20 protein-coding genes and 1 riboswitch are annotated in these 19,163 nt (G+C 37.6%); of the genes, 14 read left to right on the forward strand and 6 right to left on the reverse strand.

What is annotated here, in order from left to right; genetic code table 11:
* The first annotated feature begins 1 nt into the window (after position 1).
* The 10 genes from nusB to gorA all read left to right on the forward strand — a co-directional run bounded on the left by nusB (position 2) and on the right by gorA (position 9,407).
* A complete protein-coding gene (gene nusB, locus A9G13_RS10770) occupies positions 2–421 on the forward strand; it encodes a transcription antitermination factor NusB (RefSeq protein ID WP_065557602.1) in 420 nt (139 codons plus the stop codon).
* A gap of 21 nt (positions 422–442) precedes the next feature.
* Positions 443–1,507: a TrmH family RNA methyltransferase gene (locus tag A9G13_RS10775; RefSeq protein ID WP_065557603.1), complete on the forward strand. Its 1,065-nt coding sequence runs from the start codon at positions 443–445 to the stop codon at positions 1,505–1,507.
* Between the two features lie 152 nt (positions 1,508–1,659).
* Positions 1,660–2,595, forward strand: a complete 936-nt coding sequence (gene nadR / locus A9G13_RS10780) for a multifunctional transcriptional regulator/nicotinamide-nucleotide adenylyltransferase/ribosylnicotinamide kinase NadR (RefSeq protein ID WP_065557604.1) — start codon at positions 1,660–1,662, stop codon at positions 2,593–2,595.
* 62 nt (positions 2,596–2,657) lie between these two features.
* The gene (gene ubiE / locus A9G13_RS10785) at positions 2,658–3,434 is read left to right on the forward strand and encodes a bifunctional demethylmenaquinone methyltransferase/2-methoxy-6-polyprenyl-1,4-benzoquinol methylase UbiE (RefSeq protein WP_065557605.1); all 777 of its coding nucleotides are present in this window, start codon (positions 2,658–2,660) and stop codon (positions 3,432–3,434) included.
* Between the two features lie 14 nt (positions 3,435–3,448).
* Positions 3,449–4,990, forward strand: coding sequence for a ubiquinone biosynthesis regulatory protein kinase UbiB (gene ubiB, locus A9G13_RS10790; RefSeq protein WP_065557606.1), 1,542 nt, complete (start codon positions 3,449–3,451; stop codon positions 4,988–4,990).
* 70 nt (positions 4,991–5,060) lie between these two features.
* A complete protein-coding gene (gene tatA / locus A9G13_RS10795) occupies positions 5,061–5,282 on the forward strand; it encodes a twin-arginine translocase TatA/TatE family subunit (RefSeq protein ID WP_065557659.1) in 222 nt (73 codons plus the stop codon).
* Between the two features lie 3 nt (positions 5,283–5,285).
* Positions 5,286–5,627 carry a Sec-independent protein translocase protein TatB gene (gene tatB, locus A9G13_RS10800; RefSeq protein WP_081301245.1) on the forward strand — a complete coding sequence of 114 codons (342 nt, stop codon included), beginning with the start codon at positions 5,286–5,288 and terminating at the stop codon, positions 5,625–5,627.
* Positions 5,624–6,394: a twin-arginine translocase subunit TatC gene (gene tatC / locus A9G13_RS10805; protein ID WP_065557607.1), complete on the forward strand. Its 771-nt coding sequence runs from the start codon at positions 5,624–5,626 to the stop codon at positions 6,392–6,394. The genes tatB and tatC overlap by 4 nt, the downstream gene beginning before the upstream one ends.
* A 45-nt stretch (positions 6,395–6,439) precedes the next feature.
* A complete protein-coding gene (hldE, locus tag A9G13_RS10810) occupies positions 6,440–7,864 on the forward strand; it encodes a bifunctional D-glycero-beta-D-manno-heptose-7-phosphate kinase/D-glycero-beta-D-manno-heptose 1-phosphate adenylyltransferase HldE (protein WP_065557608.1) in 1,425 nt (474 codons plus the stop codon).
* Between the two features lie 190 nt (positions 7,865–8,054).
* The gene (gorA, locus tag A9G13_RS10815; RefSeq protein WP_065557609.1) at positions 8,055–9,407 is read left to right on the forward strand and encodes a glutathione-disulfide reductase; all 1,353 of its coding nucleotides are present in this window, start codon (positions 8,055–8,057) and stop codon (positions 9,405–9,407) included.
* 75 nt (positions 9,408–9,482) lie between these two features.
* Here gorA and A9G13_RS10820 read toward each other — a convergent pair whose 3' ends face one another.
* Positions 9,483–10,832 carry an MFS transporter gene (locus A9G13_RS10820; protein ID WP_065557610.1) on the reverse strand — a complete coding sequence of 450 codons (1,350 nt, stop codon included), beginning with the start codon at positions 10,830–10,832 and terminating at the stop codon, positions 9,483–9,485.
* Between the two features lie 244 nt (positions 10,833–11,076).
* Between A9G13_RS10820 and A9G13_RS10825 the strand changes: the two genes are divergently transcribed.
* From A9G13_RS10825 to A9G13_RS10840, 4 genes are all read left to right on the forward strand, one after another.
* Positions 11,077–11,643, forward strand: coding sequence for a DNA-3-methyladenine glycosylase I (locus A9G13_RS10825; RefSeq protein WP_065557611.1), 567 nt, complete (start codon positions 11,077–11,079; stop codon positions 11,641–11,643).
* Between the two features lie 7 nt (positions 11,644–11,650).
* Positions 11,651–12,274, forward strand: coding sequence for a YdcF family protein (locus A9G13_RS10830; RefSeq protein ID WP_065557612.1), 624 nt, complete (start codon positions 11,651–11,653; stop codon positions 12,272–12,274).
* A 162-nt stretch (positions 12,275–12,436) separates the two neighbouring features.
* Positions 12,437–13,798 (forward strand): tRNA uridine-5-carboxymethylaminomethyl(34) synthesis GTPase MnmE, encoded by a 1,362-nt coding sequence (gene mnmE / locus A9G13_RS10835; RefSeq protein WP_065557613.1) that lies wholly within the window; start codon positions 12,437–12,439, stop codon positions 13,796–13,798.
* 56 nt (positions 13,799–13,854) lie between these two features.
* Positions 13,855–14,061 carry a heavy-metal-associated domain-containing protein gene (locus A9G13_RS10840; RefSeq protein ID WP_065557614.1) on the forward strand — a complete coding sequence of 69 codons (207 nt, stop codon included), beginning with the start codon at positions 13,855–13,857 and terminating at the stop codon, positions 14,059–14,061.
* 219 nt (positions 14,062–14,280) lie between these two features.
* On the opposite strand, the gene thiD is transcribed toward A9G13_RS10840, so the two are convergent.
* The 5 genes from thiD to trpS form a co-directional block, all read right to left on the reverse strand.
* Positions 14,281–15,075 (reverse strand): bifunctional hydroxymethylpyrimidine kinase/phosphomethylpyrimidine kinase, encoded by a 795-nt coding sequence (thiD, locus tag A9G13_RS10845; RefSeq protein ID WP_065557615.1) that lies wholly within the window; start codon positions 15,073–15,075, stop codon positions 14,281–14,283.
* A 4-nt stretch (positions 15,076–15,079) separates the two neighbouring features.
* Positions 15,080–15,727 carry a thiamine phosphate synthase gene (thiE, locus tag A9G13_RS10850; protein ID WP_065557616.1) on the reverse strand — a complete coding sequence of 216 codons (648 nt, stop codon included), beginning with the start codon at positions 15,725–15,727 and terminating at the stop codon, positions 15,080–15,082.
* Positions 15,728–15,736: 9 nt separating this feature from the next.
* Entirely contained in the window at positions 15,737–16,525 is a 789-nt protein-coding gene (gene thiM, locus A9G13_RS10855) for a hydroxyethylthiazole kinase (RefSeq protein ID WP_065557617.1), read from the reverse strand.
* A gap of 51 nt (positions 16,526–16,576) precedes the next feature.
* Positions 16,577–16,678: riboswitch (TPP riboswitch) on the reverse strand.
* Between the two features lie 37 nt (positions 16,679–16,715).
* Positions 16,716–18,077: a Trk system potassium transporter TrkA gene (trkA, locus tag A9G13_RS10860; RefSeq protein ID WP_065557618.1), complete on the reverse strand. Its 1,362-nt coding sequence runs from the start codon at positions 18,075–18,077 to the stop codon at positions 16,716–16,718.
* A gap of 77 nt (positions 18,078–18,154) precedes the next feature.
* Positions 18,155–19,150, reverse strand: a complete 996-nt coding sequence (gene trpS, locus A9G13_RS10865) for a tryptophan--tRNA ligase (protein WP_065557619.1) — start codon at positions 19,148–19,150, stop codon at positions 18,155–18,157.
* Positions 19,151–19,163: the final 13 nt, after the last annotated feature.

Here is a 19,163-nt window from a genome sequence, read left to right on the forward strand (position 1 = left end):
AGTGGCATCAGTTAATCCTCGTCGTCGGGCAAGAGAATGTGCAGTCCAAGCAATCTATTCTTGGCAGATTTCAAAAAATGATCTTGTTGATGTTGAAGCCAGTTTTATAGCAGAACAAGATATGAAGGGCGTTGATGCTAAATATTTTAAAGAATTACTCAATGGAGTGGTCAAAAATACTATTGATTTAGATAATAAAATGGCACCTTACCTTACTGAACGTTCAGTTGATGAGTTGGGTCAAGTAGAGTTAGCTATCCTTAGAATTGCACTTTATGAATTAATGAAACGCCAAGATGTACCTTATAAAGTGGTAATTAATGAAGCTATTGATTTGACTAAAACCTTTGGTGCTGAAGATAGCCATAAATTTGTAAATGGTGTATTAGATAAAATAGCCCCAACAATTCGTAGCCGCTAACTGATTAATATTGAGATTGATATGAACTCTAATACTGAAAAAAATAAGCCCACCATTTTTTATGCTACAAATAGTGCATCACAAGGTGTTTCTCGCTCCCAATCAGGGAATAGCAACGCTAAAAAAGGCAAGCGTAAAAATGAACCTTTTCAATCTAAATCAAAGGTCAAACCAGATCATAATGATCGTATTGAAACATTCCAACCGCGGGCTAGTAAATCTAGTTTTGGAAAACAGCCTAGTGTTGAATCTAAGCAATCTCGACATAAGTCATCTACTGAAAATAGTTCCCCTTGGCATAAAAAAGTACGTGATAATGAACAATTACCAACATTTGGTTATGACCAATATACTCAACGTAAAGAAGAAACTATAGTTTATAGCGAAAATAGCTGTAAGGCGGTATTCAAGCATCGACGTTCGGCAATAATTAAGTTATTTATCACTCAAGAAATGACTTATCAATTCAAAGAGTTAATTACATGGTTGGTCAAACAACGTTTAGGCTATGATGTTGTTGCTAGCGAACAGATCACCAAACTTACACAAACTGCTCATCATGGGGGCATCTGTTTAATAATTAAAAAACGTATGCCTGTAATGTTACTTAATTATTTACAAACCAATAGCAAAAAAGCTGAAGATTGTGTTTTGGCAATTGATGATGTCAATAATCCTCATAATTTAGGTGGGCTAATTAGAAGTGCTGCTTTTTACAAAGTTAATGGTGTTATGTTACGTCAAACAAATCTACTAGACAGTGGTGCTGCCATGCGAGTAGCGGAAGGTGGAATTGAAGCCGTAGAATCCATCAAAAGTGATGATTTTATGGCATCGTTAGATCTGTTTAAACAACATGGCTATCAAGTGGTGGCGTTATTACCATGTCAAGTAAAATCCATTGCTTCTACTGAATTACGGCAAGTCAGGTTTGCCAAAAAAGTCGTATTAGTTGTTTTTCAACAAATAAACATGAAATTAGTTAGTTGTGCTGATGTGGTTATTCATTTACAAGGCAATGACAATATGCCCGCCCTTAATATCTCGGTGGCAACGGGTATTGCATTATATGCTCTGCAAAGTTAGTTTTATGTTATTTAATTTTTGCCATAAATGTGTTTACTGACTAAAATTGTATTGTTATTGGATAAATTAAGTTAAATAGCATGATTTGGTTAGAAAATGCATTTTTTTAATGTACATTGTTACCAAGTATTTAAATGTTACTGGTATAAGTTATGGTGTCTAAACATAAAATTGGCTTAATTTTTGGAAAGTTTTACCCATTACACTGTGGGCATATTTATTTAATTGAAAAAGCAATGAGCCAAGTTGATGAACTTCATATTATGCTTGGCTGTGAAGCAACTAGAGATAAACAGCTTTTTGAAAAGAGTCGCCTACCCAAACAACCTCAAGTTAGTGATCGCTTTTCTTGGTTACAAGAAACTTTTAAAAATCGTCATAATATTCATGTGCATGTTTTAAATGAAGCGGGAATTGATTATTACCCTAATGGCTGGAAGGATTGGAGTGATCGAGTTAAGGGTATCCTTGCTGAATATAAAATTAAACCCACCGTAGTATTTACCAGTGAATTGCAAGATGTAGCAAACCATCAACTTTATTTTGGTTGTCCGGTAGTAACCATTGATGCTGATCGTGAATTTATGCCTATTAGTGCGACGGCAATTCGTGAAAATCCTTATAAACATTGGTCTTTTATTGCTCAAGCGGCTAAACCTTTTTTTATAAAAAAAGTAGCAATTATTGGTTCACAAAAATTTAATGATTTACCAATACAACTAGCTAACATTTATAATACTCAATATGTAGCTAATGGTTATGTAAATTATATCCAGAGGGAAATCTCAGCCTGTCATAATCAACGTTATTTAAGTGAGTCTGACTATATAAAAATAGCTATGTTGCAAGTAGAACGAATCTCAAGTGCTGAAAGGATTGCTAATAAGCTATTATTTACTTCAATTGATTTTGCTGCATTAGCACAATGTTACCGGCAAATCTTTCAAAAGGAACACGAAGTATTAAAAGTGTTAACCAACAGTTATCATTTTGATCTTGTTATTAATGAAAAAGATTTAGATCCGCAACATACCCCTTTACAGCATTTTGAAACGGTAACTAAGATGGTTGAAGCATTATTGATTTAGTTCATCGCATTTATCATGGCTTATGCTAGAATAAGCTAACTGTTGATGTAAGGTGAATTTTAATGTCTCAATCTTCTGATAAACAAGATAACACTAATCAAGAAAAAATTGATTTCGGTTTTACTCAAGTTTTAAAACAAGAAAAAGTTAAACGTGTTGCCGAAGTCTTCCATTCCGTAGCAGATAAATATGATGTAATGAATGATTTAATGTCATTTGGCATTCACCGCATCTGGAAAAAAATCACTATTGAATATAGCAGTGTACGTAAAGGTCAAAAAGTCCTTGACCTTGCAGGCGGTACCGGTGATTTAACCGCCAAATTCTCCCAGCTTGTTGGCGACGATGGTTTAGTAGTACTGGCCGATATTAATGAATCCATGTTAAAGGTTGGTCGTGATAAACTTCGTGATAAGGGGCTGTTTAACAATATCGAATATGTTCAAGCCAATGCTGAAGAATTGCCTTTTGCCGATAATTATTTTGACTGCATCACTATCTCATTTGGTTTACGTAATGTGACAGATAAAGATAAAGCACTGCGCTCCATGTGGCGAGTATTAAAACCGGGAGGGCGTTTATTAATCTTGGAATTTTCCAAACCGCAATATCAAATTTTAAATAAGGCCTACGATCTGTATTCTTTTACCATGTTACCGTTAATGGGTAAAATTGTCGCCAATGATGCCGATAGTTATCGTTATTTAGCTGAATCAATCCGTATGCATCCAGATCAAAAAACATTGAAAAAAATGATGGAAGATGCAGGTTTTGTTGATGTTAAATACCACAACATGACCGGCGGTATTGTTGCATTACATACCGGTTTTAAATTTTGATGTGATAATAAATAATGACATTTTTTCGACTATATAAAATATTAACGGTAATTAGAGCCTATCGATTGCAAGAATTATTACCAACCCATCGAGCATCCAGATGGTTACGTTTTTTATTGATCTGTTTATTTTGGGTTCGACCTAAAGGCAAACAACTTGAAATTGGTGAAAGGCTACGCCAAGCATTGCAAGATCTGGGGCCTGTATGGATAAAGTTTGGGCAGATGATCTCAACTCGACGCGATGTATTACCACAGCATATTGCTAATGCTTTAGCTAAATTACAAGACCAAGTAAAACCATTTGATGGTCAAATAGCTAAACAAATTATTGAGTCAGCACTCGGTCAACCTATTGACTATTATTTTTCTAATTTTGATGAAACACCTTTAGCATCAGCATCTATCGCTCAAGTTCACACCGCTATATTAAAACGTAGTCAAGCAGAAATTGTTATTAAAGTTATACGCCCCAATATTTTACCGATTATACAATCTGACATCGATCTGATGTTTTGGGTTGCTAAACAATGCACTAAACGTATTAAATCGGGGGAAAAATTAAGAGCGGTGGAAATTGTCACTGACTATCAAACCACGCTATTAAAAGAATTAGACTTGCAACAAGAAGCTTATAATACTGCCAAATTGCGCGTCAATTTTATTAATAGTGATATTTTATATATACCTTATGTTTACCAAGATTTATGTCGCAAAAATGTGTTAGTTGAAGAACGCATTAAAGGGATACCGATTGCTGATATTGCGCAACTTAAACAACATAATGTCAATATGAAATTGCTTGCAGAACGTGGTGTTCAAGCCTTTTTTACCCAAGTTTTTCGCGACAACTTCTTCCATGCTGATATGCACCCGGGTAATATCTTTGTGGATATTAGTGAACCCCAAAATCCACGTTATATAGGCATTGATTGTGCAATTGTTGGGATTCTAAGCGATGATGATCAACGTTATTTGGCAGAAAATTTTTTGGCGTTTTTTAATCGAGATTATCGCAAAATAGCAGAGACGTATATTTTATCTGGCTGGGTGCCTGAAACCACAGATGTCACTGCGCTAGAAATGGCAATGCGCAATGTATGTGAACCAGCTTTTGCTAAACCATTAGTTGAAATTTCTTTTTCCCAGATTTTATTTGAATTATTTCAAGTGGCTCGTCAATTTGATATGGATATTCAACCACAATTGACCTTACTTGAAAAAACCCTATTTTATATTGAAGGTATAGGGCGGCAACTTTATCCTGAACTTGATTTATGGCAAACAGCTAAACCATTTTTAGAAAAATGGTATGAAGATAAATATAGCGCCAAAAAATTATTGCAACAAGTTTGGGCGGTTTTACCGCAATGGCGAACCATGTTGCCAGAATTACCTGCTAAATTAAATGATTATGAAAGAATGGCTAGGCGAATGACTAATCAAATAAAACAAATAGATGAAGAATTACAACATAGTCGTCAACGGCAACGGCATTTAATCGGTATTATTTGTATAGTTAGTTTAATTTGTATAGTCACACTGGTTACTCATTAAAGCCTATTTAGGATCGAGTAATTTGCGTGTATAATTTGATTACTTAACCCTGTTGGAGATAGTTACCATGATGCCAAGTTTACCCCAGCTGCTAATACTAATAGCCGTGGTTGTATTGTTATTTGGAACTAAAAAATTACGTTCATTGGGATCAGATCTTGGAGCCTCCATTAAAGGTTTCAAAAAAGCCATGAATGATGACGAAGATAAAAAAGAGCAGGATGCTGCTACTAATAAAGTTGAAAATCATGCGTCAGCAAGTGATAACGATAACGACAATAAAAAAGAGTAACCAATGTTCGACATTAGCTTTGGGCAATTACTCTTAGTATTAGTGATTGGACTAGTTGTATTAGGTCCGGAACGCTTACCTGTAGCCATCAAAACCGTAGCCAGTTGGATAAAAGTGTTGCGCCGTATGTCGGCAACCGTACAGTTAGAGTTGAATAAAGAGCTTAAATTACAAGAGTTACAAGAGAGTCTCAAAAAAGCTGAGCAAAGTGGTTTAAAAACTCTGACACCAGAACTCCAAGAATCTATTGATGATTTAAAACGAGTAACCGAATCATTACAAAAAGAAATTGATTCAGTAACTACAACTGATACTAATATTAATGCAAATAAAGATAAATCATGACAGAAGACGCTACTCAACCTTTAGTTGGCCATCTTGTTGAACTCCGAACGCGGCTGTTACGTTGCATTATTTGTATTTTGCTAGTACTGGCTTGTTTACTTTATTTTTCCAATGATATTTATCACATAGTTGCCAATCCTCTTATTCGCCAGCTTCCTAAAGGAAGCAGTATGATTGCTACAGATATTGCTGCGCCTTTTTTCACACCGATTAAACTGACCGCTGTTGTAGCCATTTTTATTTCGATTCCTTATGTGCTTTACCAAATATGGGGATTTATTGCACCAGCACTATATCAGCACGAAAAACGTTTAGTTATGCCACTAATTATTTCCAGTACTATCTTGTTTTATATTGGAATTGCCTTTGCTTATTTTGTGGTATTTCCTTTGGCTTTTTATTTCTTTATTCATACGGCACCAATTGATGTAGCGATCAATACCGACATCACTAAATATTTAGATTTTGTAATGACCTTATTTGTGGTGTTCGGCTTCGCTTTTGAAGTGCCGGTGGCCATTATTTTACTCTGCTGGACTGGAGTCACTACGCCTAAAAGCCTACGCAAGAAGCGCCCCTATATTATTGTTGGCGTATTTGCTGTAGCTATGTTTGTTACTCCGCCAGATGTATTTTCACAAATATTGTTAGCTGTACCTATTTGTTTATTGTTTGAAATTGGCACCTTTTTCGCAAGGTTTTATCAACCTCGTAGTCAAGATCGATCTGAAGATGAATCCGATCATGAAACCGAAGATCAGCAATAAATAGAAAAGGATAAACCTAATTATAAATAAGGATAATTATTGATAATGAAAGTTTCGTTACCAGATTTTAGTCAAGCCAATGTTTTAGTAGTTGGTGACATAATGTTAGATCGCTATTGGTATGGTGGCACTAATCGGATTTCGCCAGAAGCCCCAGTGCCAATAGTGAAAATTGATGCTTTGGAAGAACGCCCGGGTGGTGCCGCCAACGTTGCTATGAATATAACTGCACTCAGTGGTAATGTTCGTCTGATTGGCCTAACCGGTATTGATGAACCAGCTAAAATACTTAATGAACAACTAAATGCACACCATGTGCAATGTGATTTTGTTGCGGTTACCACTCATCCGACCATTACTAAATTACGGGTATTATCACGTAATCAACAATTAATCCGTATTGATTTTGAGGAAGGATTTGGCAATATTGATCCATCACCAATGTTGGAACGCATTCAAGCCGCCTTAACTAGTCATAAAGTTCTGGTTTTATCAGATTATGCCAAAGGTGCCTTATCTGCGGTTCAAGCAATAATTAAATTAGCGAATCAAGCCAATGTTCCCATTTTGATCGACCCGAAAGGCACTGATTTTGAATGTTATCGTGGTGCCACAATATTAACTCCTAATATGTCAGAATTTGAAGCTGTAGTTGGGACGTGTAGTACTGAAGATGAGATCGCCAAAAAAGGTTATGAGTTAATTAAACGTTATGATCTTAAAGCTTTATTAGTTACGCGTAGTGAAAAAGGCATGACTTTATTGCAACTAAATAAACCAATTTATCATTTACCGACTCAAGCCAAAGAAGTATTCGATGTTACCGGCGCCGGTGATACCGTTATTGCTACCTTGGCTACGGCTTTAGCTGCTGGTCAATCTTTAGAAGATAGCTGTTTTCTAGCTAATGCAGCTGCGGGTGTCGTTGTGGGTAAATTAGGTACCTCGACAGTTTCTCAAGTGGAACTTGGCAATGCCATCCGTGCTAGAACCGATGACAGTTTTGGTGTAATGACCGAAGAAGAATTAAAAGAAGAAGTACGGAAAGCCCGTGTGCGTGGTGAAAAAATTGTCATGACCAATGGTTGTTTCGATATTTTACATGCTGGTCATGTTTCTTACCTTGCTAATGCCAGAAAATTAGGTGACCGCCTTATCGTTGCCGTCAATAGTGACGCATCGGTGAAAAAACTCAAAGGTGAATCAAGGCCTATTAATCCATTAATGCAACGTATGATCGTGCTAGGGGCACTAGATTCAGTAGACTGGGTAGTGCCATTTACCGAAGAAACGCCTCAGCGCTTAATTGCGAGTATCTTACCGGATGTATTAGTCAAAGGTGGCGATTACAAAATTGAGGATATTGCTGGTGGTAAAGAAGTCATTCAAGCTGGTGGTGAAGTTAGAGTTCTTAACTTTGAAAATGGCTGTTCAACTACTAACATAATTAATACCATTAAAAACCAATAAATGAGTTGGCTATTTATATCTATTATAAATAGCCTTTAATTTCTTCAAGTATTCTTATTTATTTTTTATTGTTAATTCGATCAATCGTTAATAGCTATTATTAAATTTCTTATTTATGACTTTTTTTATTGTCTGCTTTGTGCCAAGCTAATCAGCAAAATTATGACAAAAAGAGTACTAAGGAAATTTTATGACTAAACATTATGATTATATTGCTATAGGTGGTGGTAGTGGCGGTATTGCTTCTGCTAACCGCGCAGCATCATATGGAAAAAAATGTGCCATTATTGAAGCTAACTTGCTTGGCGGCACCTGCGTTAATGTTGGCTGTGTACCTAAAAAAATTATGTGGTATGGCGCACAAATTGCTGAGGCGATAAAAAATTATGGGCCTGACTATGGTTTTGATACCACTATAAATCAGTTTAGTTGGGACAAACTGATTGCTAGCCGCACCGCTTATATTGATGATGTCCATGAATCTTATGATTGGGTTTTAAATAAAAATAAAGTAGATGTAATTCATGGTTATGCCAAATTTGTAGATCAACATACCGTGGAAGTTAATGGTGAGCAATATAGTGCCGATCATATCTTGATTGCAGTAGGTGGCAAGCCAACCATACCTAATATACCAGGCGCTGAATATGGTATTACTTCGGATGGTTTTTTTGCATTAACAGCATTACCTAAACGGGTTGCAGTAGTTGGTGCCGGTTACATTGCTTGTGAAATTGCTGGTGTCTTACATTCTTTAGGTGCACAAACCCATCAATTTGTCCGTAAACAATCACCGTTAAGATCTTTTGACCCATTAATTGTTGAAACATTAATGGAAGTTATTGCTACTGACGGTCAACAATTACATACTTTTGCTATTCCTCAATCAGTAACCAAAAATAAGGATGATTCATTAACATTAACTCTTGAAAATGGTGAAAGTTATACTGTTGATTGTGTGATTTGGGCAATAGGGCGCGAACCTGCTACTAAAACCATGAATTTAGAAGCGGCTGGCATAGCTGTTAATGACAAAGGTTTTGTGGTTGTCGATAAATATCAAAACACTAATGTTCCGGGTATTTATTCTGTAGGTGATGACACTGGAGCTATAGCATTAACCCCAGTAGCAGTTGCTGCAGGGCGCCGGTTATCGGAAAGATTATTTAATAATAAACCGGATGAACATTTAGATTACAACAATATTCCAACGGTCGTTTTTACTCATCCTGCTATAGGAACAGTTGGATTAACAGAACCGCAAGCTATCAAACAATTTGGTCAAGACAACGTTAAAATTTATACTTCCACATTCACGGCTATGTATACCGCGGTAACCCAGCATAATCAGCCGTGCCGAATGAAATTAGTATGTGTGGGTAAAGAAGAAAAAATAGTTGGTATTCATGGTATTGGTTATGGTATGGATGAGATGCTACAAGGCTTTGCAGTAGCACTCAAAATGGGCGCCACCAAAAAAGATTTTGATAATACAGTGGCTATTCATCCAACCGCAGCTGAAGAGTTTGTTACTATGCGTTAAAGTATCGTCAACTATTATGCAAAACAAAAAAGCCGGTCTTATCCGGCTTTTTATTTATTAATAGCATATTAACTATTAATTACTAGATTCATTCCGCCAACCTTGTTTCGCTAATGGATAAAAACCAACTGCTATGGCAATTAACGAAACAAAGGCAATATAAATTCCAGCACCAAGATAACTATATTCACCTAATAAATGCTGCGGACTTAACAGATAAAGAGTTAAGGTAGGAGTGATGGCACTGAATAGGGCATAAGCTAAGTTATAAGAAAACGATAATCCTGAATATCGAATTGAAGGCGGAAATGCTCGGGTACCGATTATTGGTGTAATCACAATTGCCCCAATAAATAAACCAAATAGTGCCCAAATCCAATACAATTTAGTTAACGACATATCCGCACTTAATGAACTATAAAAATAAATACTAGTGATTGCCAAGCCACCCCAAGCTATAACTACATTTATAGTAGTGCCAAGTTTATCTTCTAACCAACCAAAAATAACACACCCTAGTGTTAAGGTTAAAGCGGCAATACAACCACCGATGCGCCAATCAAGATTAGCAAAATGATACATACCACCAACAATGCGACCGGGAGTAATTAAAATCCCAACCATGATAGCTGTGGATAAAGACCAAGTTAACAAAGCGACAATCACACAGGCAGTTTTATGTTTTTTAATTACAGTCACCACCGGAATGCTTTTTTCTAAGGCTTTACGTGCAGCAAGTTCTTTGAAGATTGGGGTTTCTGATAAAAAGCGACGTAAATAAACGGAAATCACTCCAAACACCCCACCGGCAATAAATGGAATCCGCCATGCATAATCTAAGATAGTTTCAGTGGTAAAGCTCAGGTCAATAAAAATTGTCATGATGAAACCAAGTAAGATCCCACCCGTAATGCCTGATGTTAAGGTACCAACGCCTAAACCATAGCGTTGCTGAGGCACATGCTCGGCAATAAATACCCAAGCGCCCGGCATTTCACCACCGATGGCCGCACCTTGTAACATGCGCATAATCAGTAACAAAAATGGTGCAAAAATACCAATCGAACCATAAGTAGGTAAAATACCAATAATAAACGTTGGCAGGGCCATCATTGCCACACTTAAAGTGAACATTCGTTTACGCCCAACTTTATCACCAAAGTGAGCCATAATGATGCCACCAATCGGGCGCACTAAATAACCGGCAGCAAAAATACCCCAAGCAAACAGATCTAGCGTTAAAGGTGATAATGTGTGCGGTAAAAAAAGTGGTTTTACAATGGTATCAATATATAGAGCATAGATAACAAAATCATAAAATTCTAAGGTACCTCCTAAAGAGGATAAGAATAATGTTTTTAAATCTTTTCCATTTAATGGCCGAGCAACTGGCTGCCATTGTGAACAAATCTCTACTTGGTTCATGTAATCTAACCTTATTATTAATATGATAAAGAAAATTAAGAAATTAAATCTTTTTTGACTAAATCGTGATAAGTAGTCGATATTTTGCCACAAAAAATAGTCTTTTTTTTAATCATAAAAAAATTTAATGTATATGATGAAACTCACTATTTGATTTATAATTCGACAATATTTATATTTATTTTATACAATAATTATCAATATACGTCATAATAAATAATTAAATCTTAAGATATTAATACTAATGAATACCGAAAAATCAATACGTTGTAGTTGGGTTAACAATGATCCTTTATATATAGCTTACCATGACAATGAATGGGGTGTTCCTCAACATAATAGTCTAAAATTATTTGAAAAAATCTGTTTAGAAGGTCAACAAGCCGGGCTATCGTGGATCACGGTACTCAAAAAACGTGATGAATATCGCCGTTGTTTTTTTGATTTTGTACCTGAAAAAATTATGCAACTCACTGCCGCGGATATTGAGATCTTATTGCAAAATCCGGGATTGATTCGTAATCGTTTAAAGCTAAATAGTATTATAAAAAATGCTCAGGCTTATTTAACTATGCAAAGTAATGGTGAGGATTTTTCTGAATTTATTTGGGCGTTCGTTAATGGTGAACCGATCATTAATCATTATAAGGATTTAAGTGAAGTGCCGGTCAGTACCGAAATTTCCGATAAAATGTCCAAAGCGTTAAAAAAGAGGGGATTTTCTTTTGTAGGTTCGACCATTTGTTATGCCTTTATGCAATCAATGGGGCTGATTAACGATCACTTTGTAAACTGTTTTAAAAAAGGTTAGTAGTTTGATGCAATTTAAGCAATTAATTAAGTATGGATTGGTATTAGTTTTATTGTATTTTGTTATTTGTAATATTGTTATTTATTATTATGCGCAACAAAAACCAGCTGCAAATGCTGATACAGTCGTTGTTTTAGGATCATTGGTGATTGGATCTCCTGCCACGCCGCATCCAACATTAAAAGATCGCTTAGATGTGGCAGTAGCTTATTTACAAACCAATCCACAGACCAAAGTGGTTGTTTGTGGTGGTCAGGGTAAAGATGAATCCGCGACCGAAGCTAGCGTGATGGCTGATTACTTAGCCCAAAAAGGTATTGCCACTTCCAGAATTTATATTGAAGATAAATCAACGCGAACCGCGCAACAATTCGTATATGCAAATAATGTGTTACCATTAGGTAAAACGGTGGTGATAACCAGTGATTTTCACTTGTTACGTTCTATAATGTTAGCCAAACGATCTGGTATTAAAGATGTTTCCGGATTACCAGCTAGTTTGAGTTTTACTAATTTAGATAAATATTACGCTTTAATCCGTGAACCATTAGCGTTAGTAAATTCTTGGTTGTTTGATCACCCAGCAAACGCTAGTTTAGTTAATCAATCACCCGAAAATCATAACCATTGAGTTAAGTAGTTTAGATGTATCAAAAACAAGGTGATTGATTCCTCAATTACCAGTACTAGCCTAGAAGTTATAATATCTTTATCAAGCAGTTGTAAGCGGCTGTTTTTGCTTGACGTACATGATATGATAAAGCATCAAGATTAAATTTATACATAGATGAATATGAATTCAGATACTATTGTTGCCCAAGCAACACCACCCGGGCGTGGTGGTGTTGGTATTTTGCGAATTTCAGGGCCCAAAGCACAAGCCGTTGCCCATGCTGTATTAGGGAAATTACCCAAACCTCGTTATGCTGAGTATTTACCTTTTTTAGCTGTCGATGATTCGATATTGGATGAAGGTATTGCATTATTTTTCCCTAATCCCCATTCATTTACTGGTGAAGATGTCCTTGAATTACAAGGACATGGCGGGCCAGTTATATTAGATTTATTGTTAAAGCGGGTATTAGAAGTTGCTGATGTTCGCATTGCCAGACCTGGGGAATTTTCCGAACGCGCATTTTTAAATGATAAACTTGATTTAGCCCAAGCAGAAGCAATTGCAGACTTGATTGATGCCAGTTCGGAACAAGCAGCAAAATCGGCAATATCTTCATTACAAGGCGTATTTTCTAAAAAAGTTAATGCACTAGTTGAATCCTTGATACACCTACGGATTTTTACCGAGGCGGCCATTGATTTTCCGGAAGAAGAGATCGACTTTTTATCTGATGGTAAAATTGAATCCCAACTCAATGAGGTAATAGCGCGGTTGGACGAAGTCCGTCAAGAAGCTAAACAAGGTTCCTTATTGCGTGAAGGTATGAAAGTGGTAATTGCCGGGCGCCCTAATGCGGGCAAATCTAGTTTACTTAATGCCCTTGCCGGGCGCGAGGCGGCAATTGTTACAGATATAGCAGGTACTACCCGTGATGTACTACGTGAACATATTCATATCGATGGTATGCCGCTACACATTATTGATACTGCCGGATTGCGCGAAGCCAGTGATGAAGTTGAACGCATTGGTATTGAACGAGCATGGCACGAGATCGAACAAGCTGACCGAGTATTATTGATGGTGGACAGTACCACTACCGCAGAAACTAATCCGGAAAAATTATGGCCTGAATTTATTGCACGCTTACCACAGCATATGCCAGTCACAGTTATTCGCAATAAGGCCGATTTAACCGGTGAATCGCTAGGTTATAGTGAAGTAAATGGTTACTCGCTGATTCAGCTATCGGCTAGAACCGGGGACGGCGTAGAATTATTGCGCGAACACCTAAAACAAGCAATGGGTTTTACCAGTAGTACTGAAGGTGGATTTTTAGCACGGCGACGGCATTTACAGGCACTAGCAAAAGCAGCTGAGCACTTAAACAATGGTAAATACCAACTAACCACATTTCATGCCGGTGAATTACTGGCTGAAGAGTTAAGACTAGCTCAAGAAGCATTAAGTGAAATCACTGGGGCTTTTACCTCGGATGATTTATTAGGCCGAATTTTCAGTTCATTTTGTATTGGTAAGTAAAGAAGCATATACTGGTATTGCAATGTTAGAATTTAACAATAAATAGAGAGGTTAGTATGAAATTAATAGTCGATAATATGAGTTGTCAACATTGTGTTAAGGCCATTACTAAAGCGATTAATGATATAGATCCTAAAGCTAAAGTAACGGTTGATTTAGCTAAACGTGAAGTTAATATTGAAAATGGGACTATCTCGCAAGAAGCAGCCATCGCGGCAGTTAATGAAGCCGGTTATCAATTTGTTGGCGTATCTTACGCTTAATGCGGAAGATTGCTGAGTAATGGTAAGGTGCTAACCCATTAATCATCTTACCATTGACTAGGATTAGCAAAAATACCTCAATTTTGCTAATCCTCATTGCTAGCTAATTTAATGCTACTATTAATAGCAAATTTTTATACTGAAACGTATACCTCTCAGGAAACATCTTTACAAAATTAACATAATTTCATTTATTACTTAACTACTACTATTACATAACTACCACCAGCGATAAAAATGATGGGTGGGTCCAATCCCTTTACCGATAGCTAAATTATCGGCATGGCTAATGGCTCCGTGTAAATAATCTTTGGCATGGCGAACGGCTAATTCTAAGTTGTTTTTAGGTAATAAGGCGGTGATGGCTGCGGATAGTGTGCAACCTGTTCCATGAGTATTTTGGGTTTGTACTCTGGTAGAGGTCATTCTTATAATTTTATCTTGAGTAATTAAATAATCAGGACTTTCTTGACTAACTAAGTGCCCACCTTTCATTAACACCGCTTTACAGCCCAGCTTAAGTAACTCATATCCTTGCTGTTGCATTTCATCTTCGGTTTGTGCTTCAGCACAATCTAACAAGGCGGCCGCTTCCGGTAAATTAGGGGTAATCACGGTAGCTAATGGTAATAACAGATCGCGAATGGCGCTAACGGCATCTGATTTCAATAATGGGTGCCCACCTTTAGCGATCATTACAGTATCAAGTACTATTATCGGAATGGGGTTATTTGTTAGCAGATGATAGACTGTGGTGACGATTTCTTTATCCATCAACATTCCCATTTTGACGCTATCAATTTTAATATCTTGATACAAGGTATTAAATTGCGCCACCACAAATTCAGGGGCAATAGCTTGCACTGCAGCCACACCTTGAGTGCTTTGAGCCGTTAATGCGGTAATTACTGACATTCCATAAGCCCCTAATGCTGAAAAGGTTTTTAAATCAGCTTGAATACCCGCACCACCACTGGGATCGGAACCAGCAATAGTTAATGCAATTGTCGTCATAATATTATTTCCTTTTAGCTGATTGAATTTTTTTAATAAGTGATAAGGTGGCTTGTTGGATATCCTCTTGACCACAAATTGCTGAAACCACAGCAATGCCTTCGATACCCGTTTGTAAAACCGCGGTAGCGTTATTGGTGTTAATTCCGCCAATCGCAACGGCAGGGCATTGCTTTAGGCGCACTAATTCCGCTAATTGTGGCATTCCCATAGCTGGTGCCGCATCTTTTTTGGTCGAAGTAGGATAGATTGGCCCAATACCAATATAATCTACTAGTTGCCAAGCAACGGCATCAAGTTGTTGCCGATTAGCTACCGAAAATCCCAACCACTTGTTATTGCCGATTAGTTTACGGGTGACAGCGACCGGCAAATCACTTTGGCCAATATGCACCCCATCAGCATCCACAGCTAAGGCAACATCAACATGATCATCAATAAATAGTGGCACCGGGGTGTCACTGAGAACCTGTTTTAAGGCTAAAGCTGCTTGATACCAATCCTTACCGGCAAATTGATATTCTGATCTCAATTGCACCGCGGTTACACCGTTGGCTACCGCAATTGCGGTAGTAGTTACCATGCCGCTAATACCACCACATAATAATGGATCGAGGACTAAATACAGGCTTAGATCTAAGTGCTTATTCATCTCATTGCCTCATTGGTGAGTAGTAGTGAAAACAGAAAGCTGATCTATAAGTGCCACCGCATAACTGCCTAAGCCATATTGTTTAGTGGCGCGTTCTCCGGCAGTTTTCATCATATAGCAAGCGGCTGCGGTGGCTAATAAACTATCAGTAGTATTAGCAACAAAGGCGGCAACCATGGCAGACAATGAACAGCCGGTGCCGGTAACTTTAGTCAAAGCAATATCACCACCGGTTACACCATAAATGTTATTGCCATCAGTGACATAATCAATATCACCGGTGATGGCAACAATAGTGTTATGTTTTAGAGCCAATTGGTTAGCGGCATTTAACGCTGATTTGGTTGAGTCTTGGCTATCCGGCCCTTTTGCTGAACAATTGTCACCATTTAACGCTAATATTTCCGAAGCATTACCGCGAATAACCGTGGGTTTATAGGTTAATAATTGGGCGGCAATGTCACTGCGAAAACTGAGCACGCTACTTACAGCAACGGGATCTAATACCCACGGAGTTTGTGTTTTTTGAGCTTGGGCTGCGGCCAATAACATACTTTTGGCTGAGTCGCGAGTGATCGTACCAAGATTAATTAATAAACTATTGGCAATGCTAACAAATGCGCTAACTTCCTCCTCGGCAATAACCATGGCCGGTGTGGCACCAATAGCCAATAAAATGTTAGCGGTAAAATTTTGTACTACATCATTGGTAATACAATGCACTAATGGTTGTTGCTGCTGGATCTGTTGGATAAAAGGAAGTGCTTGAGCGGCGAGTAATGTGTTAATGGTTGGCATAATTTTCCCTTATTGATTAATTGCTTTATAAGGAAGAATGCCAATCTATGGACTATCTGACTTAGACTTCCCTACGCTGGTATAACCCAGATCAGGTTCAACGGGTAAAATCTCAGTTTTTTGTGTAAACAAAAAACACCCCGAGTCAAACTGTAAAATTATTATGAACTGAATATCAACATTAAACAAGTTATTGTAATAATCTTTCAATCTCAGTAATTGCTTTTCTATCCGGTAGGAAGATTATCAAATGATCGTTATCTTCAATAGTAAGATCGGTATTGACAATAATCACATCCTCGCCACGCACTACGGCACCAATGGTGGCACCCGATGGTAGTTTTAAGCTATTGATATTTTTGCCCACTAATTTGGAATTTTCATTGTCGCTATGAGCCACCACTTCGATAATTTCAGATTCACCTTGTCTAAGTGAGACTACTTTGACCACGCCAGTTTGCCTTACATGGCTAAGTAATTCTGATATGGTTGCGTGTTGTGGTGAAATGGCTATATCAATCACACTATCATTAATGAGTTCTAGGTAAGCTTGGCGTTGAATTAATACAATGACTTTTTTGGCGCCCATACGTTTGGCAAGCATAGAAGACATTATGTTAGACTCATCATCACTGGTGACGGCAATAAACAAATCCGTTAATTCCACTTGCTCTTGCGATAATAATTCTTGGTCGGATGATTCACCATGCAACACCGTAGTATTCACTAATTGCTCGGCAATTAACTCGGCACGTTCAGCATTGCGTTCAATGAGTTTGACTTGATAATCATTTTCTAAACGTTTGGCTAAGGCCAAAGCAACACCACCACCACCACTGATGATAATGCGTTTATAGGGTTTTTCTAACCGTTGTAGTTCGCTGGTTACCGCTTTAATATTAAGTGGTGGCGTAATGAAGTAAACCATATCACCAGCTTCAATAAGCGTTGAACCAATAGGGCGAATAAAACGATTTTTACGATAAATTGCTACCACGCGCGCTTCCACATGTGGCAAATGTTCTTTAAGCTCGGACAATTCACTACCTACTAATGCACCACCATAATAGGCGGTTACCGCTACCAGGCAAACGCGATTATCATAAAAAGAGGCAAATTGCAGTGCTCCTGGGTATTGAATTAATTGGCTAATATGCTTAGTGATAAGATTTTCCGGAGCGATAATATGATCTATTGGTATGCAATTCTTATTGAAAAAAGGATAATTCTCGTCGTTATATTCAGGCGCACGAATACGGGCAACTTTTTGCGGCACGTTAAATAAAACATGGGCAATTTGACAAGCCATCATATTAATTTCATCTGAATTAGTGACGGCAATTAGCATATCGGCCGATTCGGCACCGGCACTTTCTAGCACCTGTGGGTAAGATGATTTACCCATAATCACTTGTAAATCGAAACGTTCTTGCAAAGATTGTAACTTATCAGGATCTTCATCAACCACAGTGACATCGTTCTGTTTTTCGGTAACCAGATATTCAGCCAGCGCACTGCCTGTTTGCCCAGCACCAAGAATAATAATCTTCATAACCGATCCCGCATACCTTTAAATGACTATAATACCTGACATATAAACTCAATAGCCGCCACTATTAATTAGTTCAATTATACAAAACCAATGGCATCATATACCTTTTTCAAGGTTGGTGCGGCCTTAGCGCGGGCTTTTTCAGCACCTTCTTTCATAATTGCCAATAGATAACTTTCGTCATTACGATATTCATGATACTCGGTCTGCAAATCTGTCATCATACTAATAACTTGCTCAGCAACTTCAGCCTTAAGGTGACCATACATTTTGCCAGCAAACTGTTGTTCAAGTTCGGCAATTGGTTTACCGGTGACTCCGGTTAAAATATCTAACAGATTGGAAACGCCAACTTTGTTTTTAAGATCATAACGCACTACTGGTGGATCATCAGAATCGGTTACCGCACGTTTGATTTTCTTTTCTACATCTTTAGGGTTTTCAAGTAAACCAATCACATTATTGCGGTTAGTATCTGATTTAGACATTTTTTTAGTCGGCTCTTGTAACGACATTACTCGCGCACCAACTTTAGGAATAAATGGTTCTGGTACCGTAAAAATATCACCATAAAGCGCATTAAAACGCATAGCAATATCACGTGATAATTCTAAATGTTGTTTTTGATCGTCACCAACCGGAACTAAATTGGCCTGATATAAAAGAATATCCGCGGCCATAAGTACCGGGTAATCAAATAAACCGGCATTAATATTTTCTGCATAACGTGATGATTTGTCTTTAAACTGGGTCATGCGGCTAAGTTCACCAAAATAGGTGTAACAATTTAATGCCCAGCCTAATTCAGCATGTGCCGAAACCTGTGATTGCACAAAAATAGTGCTTTTATTAGGATCAATACCACAAGCTAAGTAAAGTGCCATTGTATCGAGTGTCGCTTTGCGTAATTTAATGGGATCTTGCCGCACGGTAATTGCATGTTGATTAACAATGCAATAAATGCAGTCATATTCATCTTGCAAGGCGACCCAATTTTTTAACGCACCTAAATAGTTGCCAAGTGTAAGTTCTCCTGATGGCTGGGCACCACTAAAGACAATCGGTTTACTCATAATTTATTCCTAA

The sequence above is a fragment of the Gilliamella sp. wkB178 genome (assembly GCF_001690705.1).
Taxonomy (GTDB): domain Bacteria; phylum Pseudomonadota; class Gammaproteobacteria; order Enterobacterales; family Orbaceae; genus Gilliamella; species Gilliamella apicola_K.

Excerpts from the sequence above, each read along its gene's own strand:
- A9G13_RS10775 (WP_065557603.1), top strand. The coding sequence starts at position 443 with ATGAACTCTAATACTGAAAAAAATAAGCCCACCATTTTTTATGCTACA.
- nadR (WP_065557604.1), top strand. The coding sequence starts at position 1,660 with ATGGTGTCTAAACATAAAATTGGCTTAATTTTTGGAAAGTTTTACCCA.
- ubiE (WP_065557605.1), top strand. The coding sequence starts at position 2,658 with ATGTCTCAATCTTCTGATAAACAAGATAACACTAATCAAGAAAAAATT.
- ubiB (WP_065557606.1), top strand. The coding sequence starts at position 3,449 with ATGACATTTTTTCGACTATATAAAATATTAACGGTAATTAGAGCCTAT.
- tatA (WP_065557659.1), top strand. The coding sequence starts at position 5,061 with ATGCCAAGTTTACCCCAGCTGCTAATACTAATAGCCGTGGTTGTATTG.
- tatB (WP_081301245.1), top strand. The coding sequence starts at position 5,286 with ATGTTCGACATTAGCTTTGGGCAATTACTCTTAGTATTAGTGATTGGA.
- tatC (WP_065557607.1), top strand. The coding sequence starts at position 5,624 with ATGACAGAAGACGCTACTCAACCTTTAGTTGGCCATCTTGTTGAACTC.
- hldE (WP_065557608.1), top strand. The coding sequence starts at position 6,440 with ATGAAAGTTTCGTTACCAGATTTTAGTCAAGCCAATGTTTTAGTAGTT.
- gorA (WP_065557609.1), top strand. The coding sequence starts at position 8,055 with ATGACTAAACATTATGATTATATTGCTATAGGTGGTGGTAGTGGCGGT.
- A9G13_RS10820 (WP_065557610.1), bottom strand. The coding sequence starts at position 10,832 with ATGAACCAAGTAGAGATTTGTTCACAATGGCAGCCAGTTGCTCGGCCA.
- A9G13_RS10825 (WP_065557611.1), top strand. The coding sequence starts at position 11,077 with ATGAATACCGAAAAATCAATACGTTGTAGTTGGGTTAACAATGATCCT.
- A9G13_RS10830 (WP_065557612.1), top strand. The coding sequence starts at position 11,651 with ATGCAATTTAAGCAATTAATTAAGTATGGATTGGTATTAGTTTTATTG.
- mnmE (WP_065557613.1), top strand. The coding sequence starts at position 12,437 with ATGAATTCAGATACTATTGTTGCCCAAGCAACACCACCCGGGCGTGGT.
- A9G13_RS10840 (WP_065557614.1), top strand. The coding sequence starts at position 13,855 with ATGAAATTAATAGTCGATAATATGAGTTGTCAACATTGTGTTAAGGCC.
- thiD (WP_065557615.1), bottom strand. The coding sequence starts at position 15,075 with ATGACGACAATTGCATTAACTATTGCTGGTTCCGATCCCAGTGGTGGT.
- thiE (WP_065557616.1), bottom strand. The coding sequence starts at position 15,727 with ATGAATAAGCACTTAGATCTAAGCCTGTATTTAGTCCTCGATCCATTA.
- thiM (WP_065557617.1), bottom strand. The coding sequence starts at position 16,525 with ATGCCAACCATTAACACATTACTCGCCGCTCAAGCACTTCCTTTTATC.
- trkA (WP_065557618.1), bottom strand. The coding sequence starts at position 18,077 with ATGAAGATTATTATTCTTGGTGCTGGGCAAACAGGCAGTGCGCTGGCT.
- trpS (WP_065557619.1), bottom strand. The coding sequence starts at position 19,150 with ATGAGTAAACCGATTGTCTTTAGTGGTGCCCAGCCATCAGGAGAACTT.